18 protein-coding genes are annotated in these 15,815 nt (G+C 56.8%); 12 read left to right on the top strand and 6 right to left on the bottom strand.

The window, feature by feature from the left end:
- Positions 1–46: 46 nt before the first annotated feature.
- The 3 genes from dapB to asd all read right to left on the bottom strand — a co-directional run bounded on the left by dapB (position 47) and on the right by asd (position 2,902).
- Positions 47–805: a 4-hydroxy-tetrahydrodipicolinate reductase gene (gene dapB / locus B5E67_RS01240; RefSeq protein ID WP_087381982.1), complete on the bottom strand. Its 759-nt coding sequence runs from the start codon at positions 803–805 to the stop codon at positions 47–49.
- 75 nt (positions 806–880) lie between these two features.
- Entirely contained in the window at positions 881–1,771 is an 891-nt protein-coding gene (dapA, locus tag B5E67_RS01235; protein ID WP_087382337.1) for a 4-hydroxy-tetrahydrodipicolinate synthase, read from the bottom strand.
- 45 nt (positions 1,772–1,816) lie between these two features.
- Positions 1,817–2,902 (bottom strand): aspartate-semialdehyde dehydrogenase, encoded by a 1,086-nt coding sequence (asd, locus tag B5E67_RS01230; RefSeq protein WP_087381979.1) that lies wholly within the window; start codon positions 2,900–2,902, stop codon positions 1,817–1,819.
- A 177-nt stretch (positions 2,903–3,079) separates the two neighbouring features.
- Between asd and queA the strand changes: the two genes are divergently transcribed.
- On the top strand, positions 3,080–4,108 hold the full coding sequence (gene queA, locus B5E67_RS01225) for a tRNA preQ1(34) S-adenosylmethionine ribosyltransferase-isomerase QueA (protein ID WP_087381976.1): 1,029 nt from the start codon (positions 3,080–3,082) through the stop codon (positions 4,106–4,108).
- Between the two features lie 50 nt (positions 4,109–4,158).
- Here queA and B5E67_RS01220 read toward each other — a convergent pair whose 3' ends face one another.
- Positions 4,159–4,779 carry a sugar O-acetyltransferase gene (locus tag B5E67_RS01220; protein ID WP_087381973.1) on the bottom strand — a complete coding sequence of 207 codons (621 nt, stop codon included), beginning with the start codon at positions 4,777–4,779 and terminating at the stop codon, positions 4,159–4,161.
- 246 nt (positions 4,780–5,025) lie between these two features.
- On the opposite strand from B5E67_RS01220, the gene tgt reads away from it, so the two are divergent.
- The 11 genes from tgt (at position 5,026) to B5E67_RS01165 (ending at position 13,346) form a co-directional block, all read left to right on the top strand.
- Positions 5,026–6,171 carry a tRNA guanosine(34) transglycosylase Tgt gene (tgt, locus tag B5E67_RS01215; protein WP_087381970.1) on the top strand — a complete coding sequence of 382 codons (1,146 nt, stop codon included), beginning with the start codon at positions 5,026–5,028 and terminating at the stop codon, positions 6,169–6,171.
- A gap of 102 nt (positions 6,172–6,273) precedes the next feature.
- Positions 6,274–6,585, top strand: a complete 312-nt coding sequence (gene yajC / locus B5E67_RS01210; RefSeq protein ID WP_087245711.1) for a preprotein translocase subunit YajC — start codon at positions 6,274–6,276, stop codon at positions 6,583–6,585.
- A 59-nt stretch (positions 6,586–6,644) separates the two neighbouring features.
- On the top strand, positions 6,645–7,040 hold the full coding sequence (locus B5E67_RS01205) for a TIGR04086 family membrane protein (protein ID WP_087381967.1): 396 nt from the start codon (positions 6,645–6,647) through the stop codon (positions 7,038–7,040).
- A 70-nt stretch (positions 7,041–7,110) separates the two neighbouring features.
- Complete coding sequence (locus B5E67_RS01200; RefSeq protein ID WP_087381964.1) at positions 7,111–7,878, top strand: hypothetical protein; 768 nt, start codon at positions 7,111–7,113, stop codon at positions 7,876–7,878.
- 61 nt (positions 7,879–7,939) lie between these two features.
- Complete coding sequence (radA, locus tag B5E67_RS01195) at positions 7,940–9,346, top strand: DNA repair protein RadA (RefSeq protein ID WP_087364452.1); 1,407 nt, start codon at positions 7,940–7,942, stop codon at positions 9,344–9,346.
- A 39-nt stretch (positions 9,347–9,385) separates the two neighbouring features.
- Positions 9,386–10,015 carry a non-canonical purine NTP pyrophosphatase gene (locus tag B5E67_RS01190; RefSeq protein ID WP_087381961.1) on the top strand — a complete coding sequence of 210 codons (630 nt, stop codon included), beginning with the start codon at positions 9,386–9,388 and terminating at the stop codon, positions 10,013–10,015.
- A gap of 49 nt (positions 10,016–10,064) precedes the next feature.
- Positions 10,065–11,243 carry a tyrosine-type recombinase/integrase gene (locus tag B5E67_RS01185; RefSeq protein ID WP_087245701.1) on the top strand — a complete coding sequence of 393 codons (1,179 nt, stop codon included), beginning with the start codon at positions 10,065–10,067 and terminating at the stop codon, positions 11,241–11,243.
- Positions 11,244–11,385: 142 nt separating this feature from the next.
- The gene (locus tag B5E67_RS01180) at positions 11,386–12,168 is read left to right on the top strand and encodes a YhfC family glutamic-type intramembrane protease (protein ID WP_087245699.1); all 783 of its coding nucleotides are present in this window, start codon (positions 11,386–11,388) and stop codon (positions 12,166–12,168) included.
- Positions 12,169–12,196: 28 nt separating this feature from the next.
- Complete coding sequence (locus B5E67_RS01175; protein ID WP_087381957.1) at positions 12,197–12,631, top strand: hypothetical protein; 435 nt, start codon at positions 12,197–12,199, stop codon at positions 12,629–12,631.
- A gap of 30 nt (positions 12,632–12,661) precedes the next feature.
- A complete protein-coding gene (locus B5E67_RS01170; RefSeq protein WP_087245695.1) occupies positions 12,662–12,874 on the top strand; it encodes a hypothetical protein in 213 nt (70 codons plus the stop codon).
- Between the two features lie 52 nt (positions 12,875–12,926).
- Entirely contained in the window at positions 12,927–13,346 is a 420-nt protein-coding gene (locus tag B5E67_RS01165; RefSeq protein WP_087381954.1) for an SRPBCC family protein, read from the top strand.
- Between the two features lie 475 nt (positions 13,347–13,821).
- Here B5E67_RS01165 and aguB read toward each other — a convergent pair whose 3' ends face one another.
- A complete protein-coding gene (gene aguB, locus B5E67_RS01160; RefSeq protein ID WP_087381951.1) occupies positions 13,822–14,703 on the bottom strand; it encodes an N-carbamoylputrescine amidase in 882 nt (293 codons plus the stop codon).
- A gap of 15 nt (positions 14,704–14,718) precedes the next feature.
- A complete protein-coding gene (gene aguA / locus B5E67_RS01155) occupies positions 14,719–15,795 on the bottom strand; it encodes an agmatine deiminase (protein ID WP_087381948.1) in 1,077 nt (358 codons plus the stop codon).
- Between the last annotated feature and the right edge of the window lie 20 nt (positions 15,796–15,815).

The following is a 15,815-nucleotide window of genomic DNA, read 5'->3' as shown; positions in this document are numbered from 1 at the left end:
CCTGCCGGAAAAGCTTCCGGCTTGTGCGGCTGAAGCCGCCGGGCCATCAGCGCTCAGAGATCAGATCGCTCATATTGTACAGACCCGGCTCCTTCTTGGCCAGGTAGATCGCCGCATTGATGGCGCCGTTGGCAAACACGCTGCGGGAATAGGCGGTGTGCTTGAGGGTGATGACTTCGTCCGGCCCGCAGAACAACACCTCATGATCACCCACGATGCTGCCGCCGCGCACCGAGCTGATCCCGATTTCCATGGGATCGCGCTTGGCCCGCACCGACGAGCGGCCGTAGACATAGTGATAGGCGCCGTTGTTCTCCTCGTTGACGGCGTCGGCCAGCATCAGAGCGGTGCCGCTGGGAGCGTCCAGCTTGTTGTGATGATGCTGCTCAACGATTTCCACGTCGTAAGCGCTGCCCAGGATGGCGGATGCCCGCTTGCACAGCTCGGCCAGCAGGTTGATGCCCAGGGACATATTGGCGCTCTTAAAGACGGGGACACTGCGGGACAGCTGGACAATCTTCAGATTCAGTTCATCCGACATGCCGGTGGTGCACAGAACGATGGGCACCTTGTGGGCCTCGCAGTAGGGGAGAATTTTCTCCACCGCGGCGGGGGAGCTGAAGTCGATGATGACATCGCCGCGGCCGACCAGATCCTCAGGATTGCTGACCACAGGAATGCCGTTCTGCTCGCCGGCGTGCAGGTCGATGCCCGCCACCACGCGGCAGTCCTCCCGCTGGGCAATCATATCGCAGAGGACATGGCCCATCCGGCCGCCGATGCCTTGAATGACAATATCCGTCATATTTCGTGATTCCTTTCTGTTTGATGAGGCAAATGCCCGGGACTCCATAGACTCTCCGGGCATTTGCTGCGTTTGTTATGACAGCAGACCGTGCTCACGCAGAGCCTGCTCAATCTTGACTTTCTGAGCATCGCCGGGCTCCACCAGGGGCAGACGGCATGCGCCGGCCTGCCAGCCCAGCAGATTCATGGCGTACTTGACCGGGATGGGATTGACGTCACAGAACATGGCGTCGCACAGAGGCAGAATCTCCAGCTGGAGGCGGCGAGCCTTGTCGGTATCGCCGTCGAACCAGGCCTGGCAGCAATCGTGCACCAGCGTGGGGGCCACATTGGACACAACGCTGATGACGCCCTTGCCGCCCAGAGACAGCAGAGGCAGGACCTGATCGTCGTTGCCCGAGTAGATGTTCAGAGAATCCCCGCAGAGGGCGGCAATCTGGGCCACCTGAGAGATGTTGCCCGATGCTTCCTTGATGCCGTTGATGAGAGGATGCTCGCTGAGCTTCTTGGCGGTCTCCGGCTTGATGTTGACACCGGTGCGGGAAGGCACGTTGTAGACAATCACCGGAATGCCGCCGGCCTCTGCCATGGCGGTGAAGTGGGCCACCAGGCCGGCCTGGCTGGTCTTGTTGTAATAGGGGGTGACCATCAGCAGGGCATCTGCGCCGCAGGCGGCGGCCCCGGCTGCCAGTGCGCAGCCGTGAGCGGTATCATTGGAGCCTGCGCCTGCAATCACAGGCACGCGATGGGCCACGGTATCCACCGTGAACTTGATGGCAGACAGCTGCTCCTGATCGATGAGGGTGGAGCATTCGCCGGTGGTGCCGCAGATTACAATGGCGTCGGTGCCGCGGGCAATCTGATCCTCCAGAATCTGCCTCAGCACCTCAAAGTTGATGCTGCCGTCCTGGTGCATGGGTGTGATGATGGCCACACCCGCACCTGTAAAAACAGGCTTCTTCATCATAACAAGGCTCTCCTTTTGCAGTTATGAAAAATGAATTTGCAGTTAGTCGAGATAGCCCTTGGCGGCCAGCAGCTCGGCCAGCAGCACACCGCCGCCGGCAGCACCGCGCAGGGTGTTGTGGCTCATGCAGGCGAACTTGTAATCGAAGAGGGTGTCCTCACGCAGGCGGCCGATGCAGACAGCCATGCCGTGCTCGGTGTCGCGGTCCAGCTTGGGCTGGGGACGGTCGTTCTCCTCGAAGTAGTGCAGGAACTGCTTGGGTGCGCTGGGCAGGTTGAGCTCCTGAGCGGGGCCGCGGAAGTTCTTCCATGCCTCCAGGATCTGCTCCTTGGTGGGCTTCTTCTCAAAGCTGACAAAGACTGCGGCGGTGTGGCCGTCCGAGACGGGCACACGGAAGCACTGGGCAGTGATGACAGGCTTTTCGGCATTGACGATCCGGTCGCCCTCAATGTGGCCCCACAGCTTGAGGGGCTCCTGCTCGCTCTTTTCCTCCTCGCCGCCGATGTAGGGGATCACGTTGTCGATGATCTCCGGCATCCGGTCAAAGGTTTTGCCGGCGCCCGAAATGGCCTGATAGGTGCAGACCAGCGCCTTGCTGACGCCGAAGTCCTTCATCAGGGGATGGAAGGCGGGCACATAGCTCTGCAGGCTGCAGTTGGACTTGACAGCGATGAAGCCGCGCTTGGTGCCCAGACGCTTGCGCTGAGCGGGAATGATCTCGATGTGGTCGGCGTTGATCTCAGGCACCACCATGGGCACGTCAGGGGTGCCGCGGTTGGCGCTGTTGTTGGAGACCACAGGGCACTCGGCCTTGGCGTAGGCCTCCTCCAGTGCTTTGATCTCGTTCTTGGGCATGTTGACGGCGCAGAAGATAAAGTCCACCTGGCTGGCGATCTTCTCAACTTCCGAGGCGTCCTGGACGACCATCTTCTTGACGCTTTCGGGCATGGGGCAGGTCATAGCCCAGCGGCTGCCCACGGCGTCCTCATAGGTTTTGCCCGCGCTGCGGCCGGATGCCGCTACAACGGTCAATTTGAACCAGGGATGATTCTCCAGCAGCGTCACAAACCGCTGGCCGACCATGCCGGTGGCACCAACGATGCCTACCTTATAAGACTGCTTATTCATTTCCAAGCACCTTTCCTTTCAAACCCGGATCGAAATTTCGCTTCATTTGCCGAATTAGATGCCTCGGCGGCTTGCAAACCGGATTGTGTTGCAATATAATAAAGACCAGTTGTATAAAACTTATGATATCATTGATACGGCTTCCGTGTCAACCCACTGGAAAGGCGAATACATCCCATGTTGAAAAAAGATTTTTGGTACGATTTACCCAAAGAGCTCATTGCCCAGGAGCCTGTCAGTCCCCGGGACGCAGCCCGGCTGCTGGTTCTCCACCGGGACAATGACGCCATGGAGCACCGTATATTCCATGACCTCCCGGATTATCTTATGCCGGGGGACTTGCTGGTCGTGAACAATTCCAAGGTTCTTCCGGCCCGAATTGTGGGCGTAAAGCAGCCCACCGGCGCAGTTTGTGAGCTTTTGCTTCTGCGCCAGGTCAAGGGAGATCAGTGGGAGTGCCTGGCAAAACCCGGCAAGCGGATGCACCCCGGCAACGTCGTCACCTTCGGAGACGGCACCCTGACGGCCACGGTGGACGAGACCATGGAGGACGGCAACAAGCTGGTTACCTTCCACTATGACACCGAGACCCTCTACGAAAAACTGGACGAATTTGGCAAGATGCCTCTGCCGCCCTATATCACCAAGCAGCTGGAGGACCAGAGCCAGTACCAGACCGTCTATGCCAAGGAACTGGGCAGCGCGGCGGCCCCCACCGCCGGCCTGCACTTCACCCCGGAACTGATGGATGCTCTCCGCGCCAAGGGGGTGGGCATTGCCGAGGTAACCCTGCACGTGGGCCTGGGGACGTTCCGCCCCGTTCAGGAGGACGAGATCACCGACCACAAGATGCACAGTGAATGGTACTCCATCAGCGAGGAGACCGCCCGCCGGATTCAGGAGACCAAAGCCGCCGGGCATCGGGTGATTGCTGTGGGCACCACCAGCTGCCGAACCCTGGAGGCGGTGGCCGCCAAATATGGCGAGATCAAGCCCTGCAGCGGCAATACCAGCATTTTCCTGTACCCGGGTGTGGAGTTCCACTGCATTGACGGCCTCATCACCAATTTCCATCTGCCCGAGAGCACCCTCATCATGCTGGTGTCGGCCTTCTATGGCTACGACAAGACCATGGCTGCCTACAAGGTGGCCGTGGAGGAGAAGTACCGTTTCTTCTCCTTTGGCGACGCCATGCTGATTCTCTAATCCAGTCCATCCTTGACCCGGACGCCGATGCGCCCGGGTTTTTGTTTTGCTCAGAGATCCTTCAGCAGGGCGGGTTCAATGGTGCGATTCTGGAAATAGTAGGTCCGGTCGTGTTCGCCGATCTCACGCACGACGCGACAGGGCGTGCCTACCGCGAGAACATTGGCGGGCAGGTCCTTGGTGACCACGCTGCCTGCGCCCACAACGGTGTTGTCCCCGATGGTGACGCCGGGCAGAACGATGACCCCTGCGCCCAGCCAGCAGTTTCGGCCGATGCGGACCGGAGCATTATACTGATAGCTCTTTTCCCGCAGCTGGGGGAGAATGGGATGCCCGGCGGTGGCCAGTACCACGTTGGGGGCCAGCATGGTGTAGTCGCCCACATAAATATGGGTGTCGTCCACCAGAGTCAGGTTGAAGTTGGCGTAGACGTTCCGTCCAAAGTGGATATGACGTCCGCCAAAGTTGGCGTGGAGCGGCGGCTCGATGTAGCAGTCCTCGCCGATTTCGGCGAACATCTCCCGCAGCATGGCGGTACGCTTCTCCAGTTCGGTGGGACGGGTCTGGTTGAAGTCGTAGAGCTTATCCAGACAAGCGGTCTGCTCTTTGACAATGTCGGGGTCGCCCGGCAGATACAAGTCGGTGGTGTGCATCTTTTCACGTTCGGTCATTGGATGTGCCCTCCCTGTTGTGTGGCGTTTGTACGGCTCTATTATAAGAGAAAGGCGGCGGATTTGCCAGCCCTTTTTCATGGTAAAACAGGAGCATCACCCAAATGGGAAAAACATGCAAAAATGCCGGCTCTGCAGTTGAAAAAAAGCCGCGCAGAAGGTATAATATTTCAGTATGCATCTGATGCAGCACTGCCTGCAGGAGCGCGCAGCTGTTCTCTGCGCATAAGAAAGGAATTACAACACATGGCATCACTCACCACATTCCGTCTCTTGAAACAAGAGCACGCCGCCCGGCGGGGCGAGTTCCGCACCGTTCACGGCACCGTTCAGACCCCCGCTTTCCAGAACGTGGCCACGGCCGGCGCCATCAAGGGCGGCCTGTCCGCCCACGATCTGAAACAGATCGGCGCACAGGTCATGCTCTGCAACACCTACCACCTGCATCTGCGTCCGGGGGACCAGCTGGTGGCCGATCTGGGCGGCCTGCACAAGTTCACCCGCTGGAACGGCCCCATCCTGACCGACAGCGGCGGATTCCAGGTGTTCAGCCTGGCCAAGCTTCGCAAGATTACCGAGGAAGGCGTCACCTTTGCCTCCCATCTGGACGGTCACCGGATCTTTATGGGTCCGGAGGAGAGCATGTGGATTCAGGCCAATCTGGGTTCCACCATCGCCATGGCCTTTGATGAGTGTGTCGAGAACCCGGCCCAGCACGCCTACTCCAAGGCCAGCTGCGACCGGACCGTCCGCTGGCTGGCCCGCTGCCAGGCCGAGATGGCCCGCCTCAAGCATGAAGGCAAGGCGGTCAATCCGGACCAGCTGCTGTTCGGCATCAACCAGGGCTGCACCTTCCCGGATCTGCGGGTGGAGCACATGAAGCAGATCGCCGACATGAACCTGGACGGCTACGCCATTGGCGGCCTGGCTGTGGGTGAACCGGCCGAGGTGATGTACGACATCATCAGCAAGGTGGAACCCTATATGCCCAAGGACAAGATCCGCTACCTGATGGGAGTGGGCACCCCTGGCAACATCATTGAGGCGGTCACCCGCGGCGTGGATCTGTTTGACTGCGTGATGCCCAGCCGCAACGCCCGTCACGGCCATCTGAACACCTGGGGCGGCATCATCAACATCAAGAACGCCAAATACGAGCGGGACGAGCGCCCCATCGACCCGGCCTGCGGCTGCCCGGCCTGCCGGAATTATTCCCGCGCCTATATCCGTCACCTGTTCAAGGCGGAGGAGCTGCTGGGCATGCGTCTGGCTGTCATGCACAACCTCTGGTTCTACAATCACCTGATGGAACGCATCCGGGATGAGCTGGACGCCGGCACCTTTACCCAGTTCCACGACAAGTATGTCAAGCTGCTGGATACCCGTATCTAAAAGAGCTGGTGCTTTTTTGCACGATTTGCGCTTTTGGCCTTGCATCCAGACGTATAAACCGGTATAATAACGATAAACGAAATTCGAGAGGAGAATTTTACAATGACCGGCACAGAAAGCTATCTCAGCTTGTTTTTTACCCTCGCACTGATGGTGGTTCTGCTCTACTTCATGATCTACCGTCCCCAGAAGAAGCAGGAGAAGAAGGACGCCGCCATGCGCAACAGCCTTGAGATCGGTGATCAGGTGACCACCATCGGCGGTGTCATTGGCCGCGTTGTTGCCATCAAGGACGACACCTTCGTCCTGGAGACCGGCAGCGACCGCGTCAAGATTCGCTTCACCAAGACCGCCATCGGCTCGGTGGAAAAGCTGAACATGGACAACGCTCCCGCCACTTCCTCCAAGAAATAAGTTCCCAAGCATATCCAGCGCGCCTTCCTGCATAGAGTAGTGCAGGGAGGCGCGTTTTTATGTCTGGAAATACCATTCGTTTGTCTGCACCCATTCATTTGGTGGCTGCTTTTGCGGTGGGCTGCGCGGCCGCCGTCGGCTGCGGGGCGGCGTTTGCGTCGCTGATGGTGGCGCGCGGCCTGGGGCTGTCTGCAGCCGGCCCACTGGCAACAGCGGCCATCTGCGCAGGGAGTTTTTTGGGCAGCTGGCTGCTGGCCCTGCTCCAAAAAAGCCGGGGACTGCTCTGGGGCGGAATGCTGGGCATCCTGTATGCCGTGACTTTGCTGGGACTTCAGCTGTCCAACGACAGCACACCTGACACGGAACAGCTGGTGCGGCTGGGGCTTCTGGTTTTGATGGGGGCTCTGGGCGGTTATGCAGGAATGCTTTGCACCAGGAAGAAACGTCATCACTGAACGCAGCTGTACACAGAGAAAAATCCGGGGCCGGTCCAATCGGCCGGCTCCGGACGGGAGGACAAGTTGTATGTGGGTCTATCAGGAATCAGCCGAAAAATCGCTCGCCATACCGGCACAGGTGGAATCTTCTGCCTCTGCGCCGCAGAAACCCCAAACGATGGAGCCTGTGCCTGAAAAAAGTTCGCGTCCGGTGGTGGACTTGCCCCGCCGGGCAGAACGCCCCATCGGAATGCGGGGCAAAAAACTTTCCCGGGACTGCGTCGCCCTGGCGGCGTCGTATCTCTTCGGCGCACTGCTGTCGGGGGTGGTCCTGGGACTCAGCCGCAGCGGCGAACTGGATGCGCTGTCGGTCTATCTGGATAACTGGTCGGGACTTTTCACGCTGGACGAGCCAAAGGCGATCTGGACACTGTTTGGGGCAGAATATTTGACCGTGGCCGGGGGCGCGACCATTTTGCTGATGCTGGGTCTGTCCGCCATTGGCCCGGTAATGATTTACCTCTTTGCCATGCTCTTTGGGATGGGAATGGGGGTCATTGAGCTGCGCCTGTTCTTGGAATCAGGATGGCAGAGCGCCTTGTTTGGCCTGTTTATCACAGGAATTCCCACCGCTGCCGCCGTGACTTGCCTGTGCCTGTTTGGTGCGTCGGCGCTGGGGGTCAGCGGCCGGCTGCAGCGCGCCGCCTTTGGAAGAAAGAACCTTGCGGCGGGGTCCGGCGCGCGGCGTCTGCTGGGCCAGTATCTGGTTTTGAATGTTTTGTTTGTGCCGATTTGCGGTGTATCGACAGCCTTGGTCTGCCTGGCTCATCAGGTGGGAAATCGCCTGGCCGGCTGAGCTTGCAGGTCTGCCCATGCCGTGGTATTATAACGTAAAAAGAGTCAGGAGAAGTTGCAAGATGAAAGAGCCCAAACTGAAAACCGTCTATGTCTGCTCCAACTGTGGTGAGACAAGCCCCCGCTGGATGGGCCGATGCCCCAGCTGCGGCAGCTGGAACACCATGAGCGAAGATGTCATTGCAGAGGCGCCCAAAGCGGGCAGCGGAGCGGCCAAGGCTGCGCCCCGCCAGGAAGGGGTCACCACCCTGACCGCCAAGCGCCTTTCGGAGATCAGCACCACCGAGGAGAAAAGCCGGATCGTCACCGGCATCACCGAGCTGGACCGGGTGCTGGGCGGCGGTATCGTGCTGGGCGGAGTGGTTCTGCTGAGCGGTGAGCCGGGCGTGGGCAAATCCACTATGCTGCTTCAGCTCTGCGGGGCGATTTCGGACCGGTATACGGTTCTGTATATCACCGGCGAGGAATCGGTCCGGCAGGTGAAGCTCCGCGCCGCCCGGCTGAACATCGCCCAGGACAACATCTATCTGGCGGCGGAAAACGATGTGGATGAAATCTGCGGCCTGATAGAAAAGGAAAAACCGGACCTGGTGGTGATTGACTCCATCCAGACCATGCGGTGCGTGGACATCTCTTCTTCGTCGGGTACCGTCAGCCAGGTCAAGGAGAGTACCGCCCGTCTGCTGGCAGTGGCCAAAAAGCAGGAAATCCCCATGTTCTTGGTGGGCCACGTCAACAAGGATGGTGCCATTGCCGGACCCAAGGTCATGGAGCACATTGTGGATACGGTTCTCTATTTTGAAGGGGACAAGATGCTGCCGTATCGCATTCTGCGGGCGGCCAAAAACCGCTATGGTTCCACCAATGAGCTGGGCATGTTCGATATGACAGGCAAGGGACTGACCGAGATCGCCAATCCCTCCCAGATGCTTCTGGAAGGGCGGCCTCTGGGTGTGTCGGGAAACTGCGTGGCCTGCACTATGGAAGGCACCCGGCCTATCCTGAGTGAAATTCAGGCATTGGCAGCAAAAACCACATTCCCGTCGCCCCGGCGGGCCTGCACTGGTTACGACTACAACCGCATCAATCTGCTTCTGGCTGTGCTGGAACGGCGGGCAGGGTATTTCTTCGGGAATCTGGATGTCTATATCAATATCGTGGGTGGCATTGCCCTGCGGGATACCTCCTGTGATCTGGCGGTCTGTCTGAGTTTGATTTCGTCTCTGCTGGATAAGCCGGTCAGCGATAAGCTGATCGCCATTGGCGAAGTGGGCCTCGGCGGCGAGGTGCGCAGTGTGCCCAATCTGGAACAGCGCCTGCATGAGGCGGAGCGTATCGGATTTGAGCAGGCAGTGATCCCGAGACACAGCCTGCGGCATCTCAGCCCCGCCGATTATCCGGGTCTGAAGCTGATCGGTGCGGCCTATGTATCCGATGCCATTGCGGCGCTGAATATCGGTCAGGGGTAACCCGCGAAACGAGATACCGGAACAGAATGGAGAAACGATGTGGAAGTATTGATTGGCACCACCAACCCATCCAAAGTGGAACGGTTTAAAGCTCTGCTCAGCGGCTGTGACATTACGTTTTATACTTTGCAGGATTTGCAGATCGACCAAGAACCCGAGGAGATAGGGAACACTCCGGAGGAAAACGCCATCCTCAAGGCGAAGTTTTATGGAGCCTACTTTGACCGTGTCATTTGCAACGATGCAGGATTATACTTTGATGGGCTTCCTTTGGATGATCCGCGTCAGCCGGGACTCCATGTCCGGACGCCCGGCGGGGTCCATCGTCTGAACGACGAGGAGATGATCGCCCATTATGCAGATTTGGTTCACGCGCTGGGAGGAAAGGTCCTGGCCTATTATCTGGACGGAATTGCTGTTTACAACAGGGGAAAGGTCGAGTCATTCATGGGAAGCAGCGAAGACGTAAAAGACTCCGCTTTCTATATGGTAGATTGTCCTTCTCCCAAACGGCAACCGGGATGGCCATTGGACTCTCTGTCTCTGGACTGCCGGACCATGCGTTATTTCGTAGACGATGAAGACGAAGACCTGTCCGGCGACAGCATCATTGTCGGGGAATACCGCAGACGGGTGGTTGCCTTTTTAAAGAAAGCCCTTGCACTCTAAAGCGTTAGCCCTTTTATGAGGGCGAATACATAGAAACACGAGGACGGTTATGTCGATTTATTTGGACGAGAAAAATCCATCCAAGCACAAACCCTTTCAGGATGCCTCGCAGGATATTGTGGATTACGTGCGGTATCTGGAGGTAATTGCAGGCAAAAGCCCCAACACGGCCTTCAACTACTATTGCGACCTGCGGAATTTTAGCAAATTCATGAAGCAGAGGAAAGGCCTTGTATCAGAGGATGCGCCTGTGCAGGAGATTGACCCCAAAGGACTGGATACCGCTTTTTGGGGCAGTGTCACCAAGGAAGATATATATGAGTATCTCTATTATCTGAACCAGACCTGCGGCAACAAGAAATCTTCCACCGCCCGGCGGCTGGCCAGCCTTCATGGGTTTTATGATTTTATGGTTAACCACGCCAGCCGTCTGGAAAACGATCCCACCGCAGCGGTCAGCCCTCCGAAACTGGATAAGGTTCTGCCCAAGTATCTGACTGCAGAGCAGGCGCGGGATCTTCTGGAAGCTACCCGAACCCTCAGCGATTTCCCGGAACGGGATTACTGCATGACGGTTTTATTCCTGAACTGCGGAATGCGTTTGTCTGAGCTGGTAGGGATGAATATGGAGGACATCGATTTGGCCGGGCGTCAGATCCGCCTCTTTGGCAAGGGGCATAAGGAGCGGATGGTTTATCTGAACGACGCCTGCATCGATGCGCTGGATCTCTATCTGCAAAAGAGGGGAGCGGTTGAGGGGCTTTCGCCCAAGGAACCGGCCGTCTTCATCACCCGGCGGCGCAAAGACCGCATCTCCAACCGGCGGGTGGAACAGCTGATTACCGGCGCCATGAAAGCGGCGGGGCTGAAGGGATACTCAACCCATAAGCTGCGCCATACTGCCGCCACCCTGATGTATCAGACCGGCATGGTGGATGTTTTGACCCTGAAAGAGCTTTTAGGCCACAGCAATGTGGGAACCACCCAAATCTATACCCATCTGCAGGATGCACAGGTGCGTGCTGCCATCGAAGCTAACCCGCTGGGGGCTGTGAAGAACCCCAAATCTGCCGAAGCTCTGAAAACAGAAGTCCCCCAAGAGGAAACTGGTATCCAAGAAGAGATGCAGCCAACAGGGGAGTGGACAGGGGAGGCGCTGCCCGAGATTCTCCCATCCATGACAGAGGATTTTAAGGAGGAAACAGACGACCCGGACAAGCAGCAGTAAGAAAAACAGGTTTGAACAGACCTCTGTTCCATGGCGTTGACAGAAGGACAGAGGCCTGTTATAATGCAGTCAACGATTAACGATTAAGCTAAAAGTTAATCGTTCACTGCGATGTGGTTGACATTCAAGGAGGTAAACGGAAATGGAACTGCAACCTGTACCAGTCGGCAATGTTGTCGGCATGATGTTTTCGCTGGTGGCGGCTTTTGGCCTGCCGATCGGTCTTTTTATCTACCTGTGGCGCAAAAAGAAGGCGGCTTTCTTTAGTTTCGGCACCGGCCTGCTGGTGTTCGTGATCTTTGCGCTGACGCTGGAAAGCATGGTGCATTCGATGGTTTTCCAGGCGACCGGAGACCTGATCACCGGGAATCCTTTTCTCTATGCGCTGTATGGTGCCCTGATGGCGGCGGCCTTTGAGGAAACCGGGCGGTACCTGGGCATGAAATTTGTCATGCGGAACTATCTCACCAAAGAAAATGCACTGATGTATGGTGTGGGCCATGGAGGAATTGAAGCGATCCTCCTGCTGGGCCTGGCATCCATCAACAACCTGGTCAACTCCACCATGATCAACAGCGGTTCCATGAACGGCGTTCTGGAAGGTCTGGATGAAGCGACCCGCCAGACAGCCATTCAGGGACTGTCTGCACTCTGGGAGACGCCGGCTTTGCTCTTTTTTGCCGCTGGGTTTGAGCGGATTGTGGCGGTCTGTTTGCAGATTGCGCTGTCGGTTTTGATCTACCGTGCTGTCAAGGAAAAGAATGGCCGGTGGTATTGGGCCGCCTTTGGAGCACATTTCGTGGTGGATTTTGCAGCGGTTTTGCTGTCGAATGTTTCCATCGCACTGACGGAAATTGTGGTTGCTGCAATGACCGCCGCTGTGGTCTGGTACGTCCGCAAGGCATATCTTGAACTGAAGGTATAAAATTCCTTGAGAATGGAAAGGAACTCCTATGAAGTCCATTTGTGGTTCGGACTGCTGTGAAGCCTGTCCAAGAAAAACGGATTGCGGCGGCTGTCAGGAGACAGGCGGCCATCCCTTCGGTGGTGTTTGCGTCGCAGCAAAATGCATTCAGGATTCGAGCTTTGATGCCTATCAGAATCTGAAACAGTCTCTGATTCGGGAGATTCAGGCGCTGGGGATTCCCGGCTTGGCTGTGAAGGATCTGTATTTGCTGAATGGCTTTTATGTCAATCTGGCGTATCCGCTGCCAAATGGGGAAACCGTCAAGTTGCTGACAGACCAGAATATCTATTTCGGAAATCAGGTTGAAATCCCGGGCAGTGACCGCTGTTATGGGGTGGTTGCTGATGAAAAATACCTTCTGGTGTCCGAATATGGCCCCAACGGTTCAGATCCAGAGATCCTTTGCTATCGAAAAAGATGACGATGTACCGTCGGAAAGGCGGATGATACAATGAAGAATACCCATACTTGTCCCAAATGCGGCAGCCATGAGATTGTCCGCGTTCCAGGCAAAGCGGGCGCTTATGGTTCCGGGAATTACATTCCGCTGGGCTTGTCGATTTTTTCGACGGCGCCGGTCCATCGCTATGTTTGCTGCACCTGCGGCTTTATTGAAGAATGGATTGACCAGGAAGATTTGGATCGGGTTAAAGAGAAATTCTGAGCCTAGGGTCTGAAGGTTTGGATGTTGATGACTTGATGATGGATAGACAAAAATGACGGTATCAAATTTAAAATCTGTTCTTCCTGGTGATGTACACAAGGCGTGGAGCGTTGTGACAACAGCAAGCGAATATCCAAGGTGGCGGACTGATCTAAGCCGCGTGCAAATCCTTGGCCCGGAAGCTTTTCTGGAATACACAGCAGACGGATATGTCACAAAATTCACAATCATAAGGGCAAAACCGGGGCAGCTTTGGGAACTGGAGATGGACAACACCAATCTGCATGGCCGCTGGGTTGGAAGATTCCGGCAGCGAGGCTTGGCGACGGTGGTGGACTTCACAGAGTACGTATCGGTGAAGAAGGTCTGGATGAAGCCGTTTGTAAAAGGATACCTGAAAAAGCAGCAGGCTCAGCTTATAACCGATTTGCGCAGAGCAATTTGCAGCGAATCTAAAAGAATCCATTCATGATGCACTGCACACCGTGATGAACCGAGTGTACTGAATGAAAAACAGATGGCCGGCTTGCTTGAAGCTGGGCTGACCATAAAAAGAACCACGCAGACTCCAGAGCAAAATCTGGAGTCTGTTTTTATTTAAAAAATCATAAAATGAGCATATTTTGAAAAAATGCGATTTGGACCAGTTTGAACCGGTCCGGACGGCTGGCGGCGGCCAAAACTGGCCGAAAGACCCAAAAGCGGCTTAAAAGGGCTTTTTCACTTCCCTGTTTTTCGTATAACCTACATTATACGAAATTTATATACAGGCAAAAAGGGCCCTTCTCTCTTGGGTTCTTTTGAGCCGATTTAGACTGTCCGGCTGTTTTCGTCCAGAACGCCAGCCAACAAAAAACGCACCCCTCACCTGTGCCCCGCACAGATTTTGGGATGCGTTTCAAAAACCTTATTCTATGATATGGCTGCAGGTTTGAATTGGACTGCTATCAATCCAGATCACAAATGGCACCGTAACACTCAGGCCGGCGGTCCCGGAACAAGCCCCATTCCAGACGGGCCTGCCGAATGGCCGCAAAGTCATAGCTTGCGGTCAGGACGGCGTCTTCGTCCCGGCCGGCCTGCTGAATGACAGCTCCCGTCTCATCCGTCAAGAAGCTGGTACCGTAAAACCGCAGTGCGCTCTGCTGGCCGCCATTTTCCCTGCACGGCGTGACCACTTCGGTTCCGTAGCGGTTTGCCGCAGCGACCGGCATAATGTTGGCTGCCGAATGTCCCTGCATGGTCCGCTGCCAGTGACCGGCACTGTCCACATCCAGGATGGGTTCACTGCCGATTGCTGTTGGATACAAGATGATGTCAGCCCCGGCCAGTGCCAGGCAGCGGGCCGTCTCCGGGAACCACTGATCCCAGCAGATGCCCACGCCTACCCGGCCATACTGTGTATCGAACACCTGAAAATCGGTGTTTCCGGGGGTAAAATAAAATTTCTCCTGATAATAGTGGTCGTCCGGGATGTGGGTCTTTCGATAAATACCCAGGATGCTGCCGTCTGCGTCCAGCATGGCGACGCTGTTGAACAGGCGTGTGCCGTCCTTTTCGTAAAAGCTGATGGGCATCACCAGCTCCAGTTCACGGCACACCTCAGAAAAACGCTGAATCGCCGGATTTTCTTCCATGGGCAGCGCATAATCGTAGTATTCATAGCGGCGCTCCTGGCAGAAGTAAGGCCGCTCGAACAATTCGGGCAGCAGAACAATCTGTGCCCCTTTGGCGGCGGCCTGACGCACCAGTTCCTCGGCGTGTGCGATGTTCTGGGCCGGATCGGCGCAGCAGGTCATCTGAATGGCCGCAACAGTGGTCTGTGGCATGGATATTCCCTCCTTTTACAGCGGAATCTGCTGTGTAATGCAGTGGATGTTTCCCCCGCCCTGCAGGATTTCCCGCGCAGGCAGACCGATAACCTGACGGTTTGGGCAAAGCTGCTGCAGGATCTTGCAGGCGCGGGCGTCGCTGGCGGCGTTTTCGCCCCCGAACTGAGGAACCAGAACGGCGCCGTTGGTGAAATAGAAATTCACATAGCTGGCCGCCAGGCGCTCCCCTGGCTCGCGAATGTCCTCACCCGGTTCAAACGAATAGGATGCGCAGTCCTCCTCGCTGCAGAGGATGGGCTGATCCGGGATGGGCAGCTTGTGAATCTTTAAAGACCGCCCTTTGGCATCGGTTGCACTCTGCAGATAAGCCAGATCTGCGGCAGAAAGCGGGTATTGCGGGTCGGATTCGTTGTCGGTCCAGGCCAGAACTACCTCGCCAGGGGCGACAAAAGCGCAGACATTGTCCACGTGCTCGTTGGTCTCGTCGTTGTAAATGCCCCGCGGCAGCCACAACACTTTCTCGACTCCCAGACGGCGGCAAAGTTCTGCCTCGATTTCCTCGCGGCTCATGGACGGATTCCGCCCGGCCGAAAGCAGGCAGCTCTCGGTGACGAGAGCGGTCCCCTCGCCGTCGGTATGAATGCTGCCGCCCTCCAGTACAAACGGAGCCGCATCGTCCCAGGGCAAACCCAGTTCCTGACAAAAGGCGGACGCAATGGCGTCGTCTTTTTGCCAGTCGGCATAGAGGCCGTCAACCGTACCGCCCCAGGCGTTGAAGCTCCAGCTGATGCCCTTGAGCTCTCCCCTGTCATTTTTGACGAAGGTAGGCCCAACATCCCGCGCCCAGGCATCATTGGAATCCATGCAGATCAGGTGCACCCGATCTAAATGCGCCACTGCAGCGCGGGCCTGCTCCAAATGGTCCGGATCAGCCAAGAGATAAAGATCTTCACTCTGGGTGATGGCTTCAAAGACCCGCACAAAGGCGTCCTGTGCAGCCTGAGGATCTTTTCCCCAGCTGCCCGGGCGTACCGGCCAGATCATCAGTGTTGCGCGGTGCGGCTCGTATTCAGCCGGCATTCTGTACATAGAAAACTCCTTTGGACCGC

The organism is Faecalibacterium sp. An122, assembly GCF_002160895.1.
Lineage (GTDB): Bacteria > Bacillota > Clostridia > Oscillospirales > Ruminococcaceae > Faecalibacterium.
Note: the sequence above shows the minus strand (reverse complement) of the source record. Positions and strands in the feature narration are given on the sequence as shown.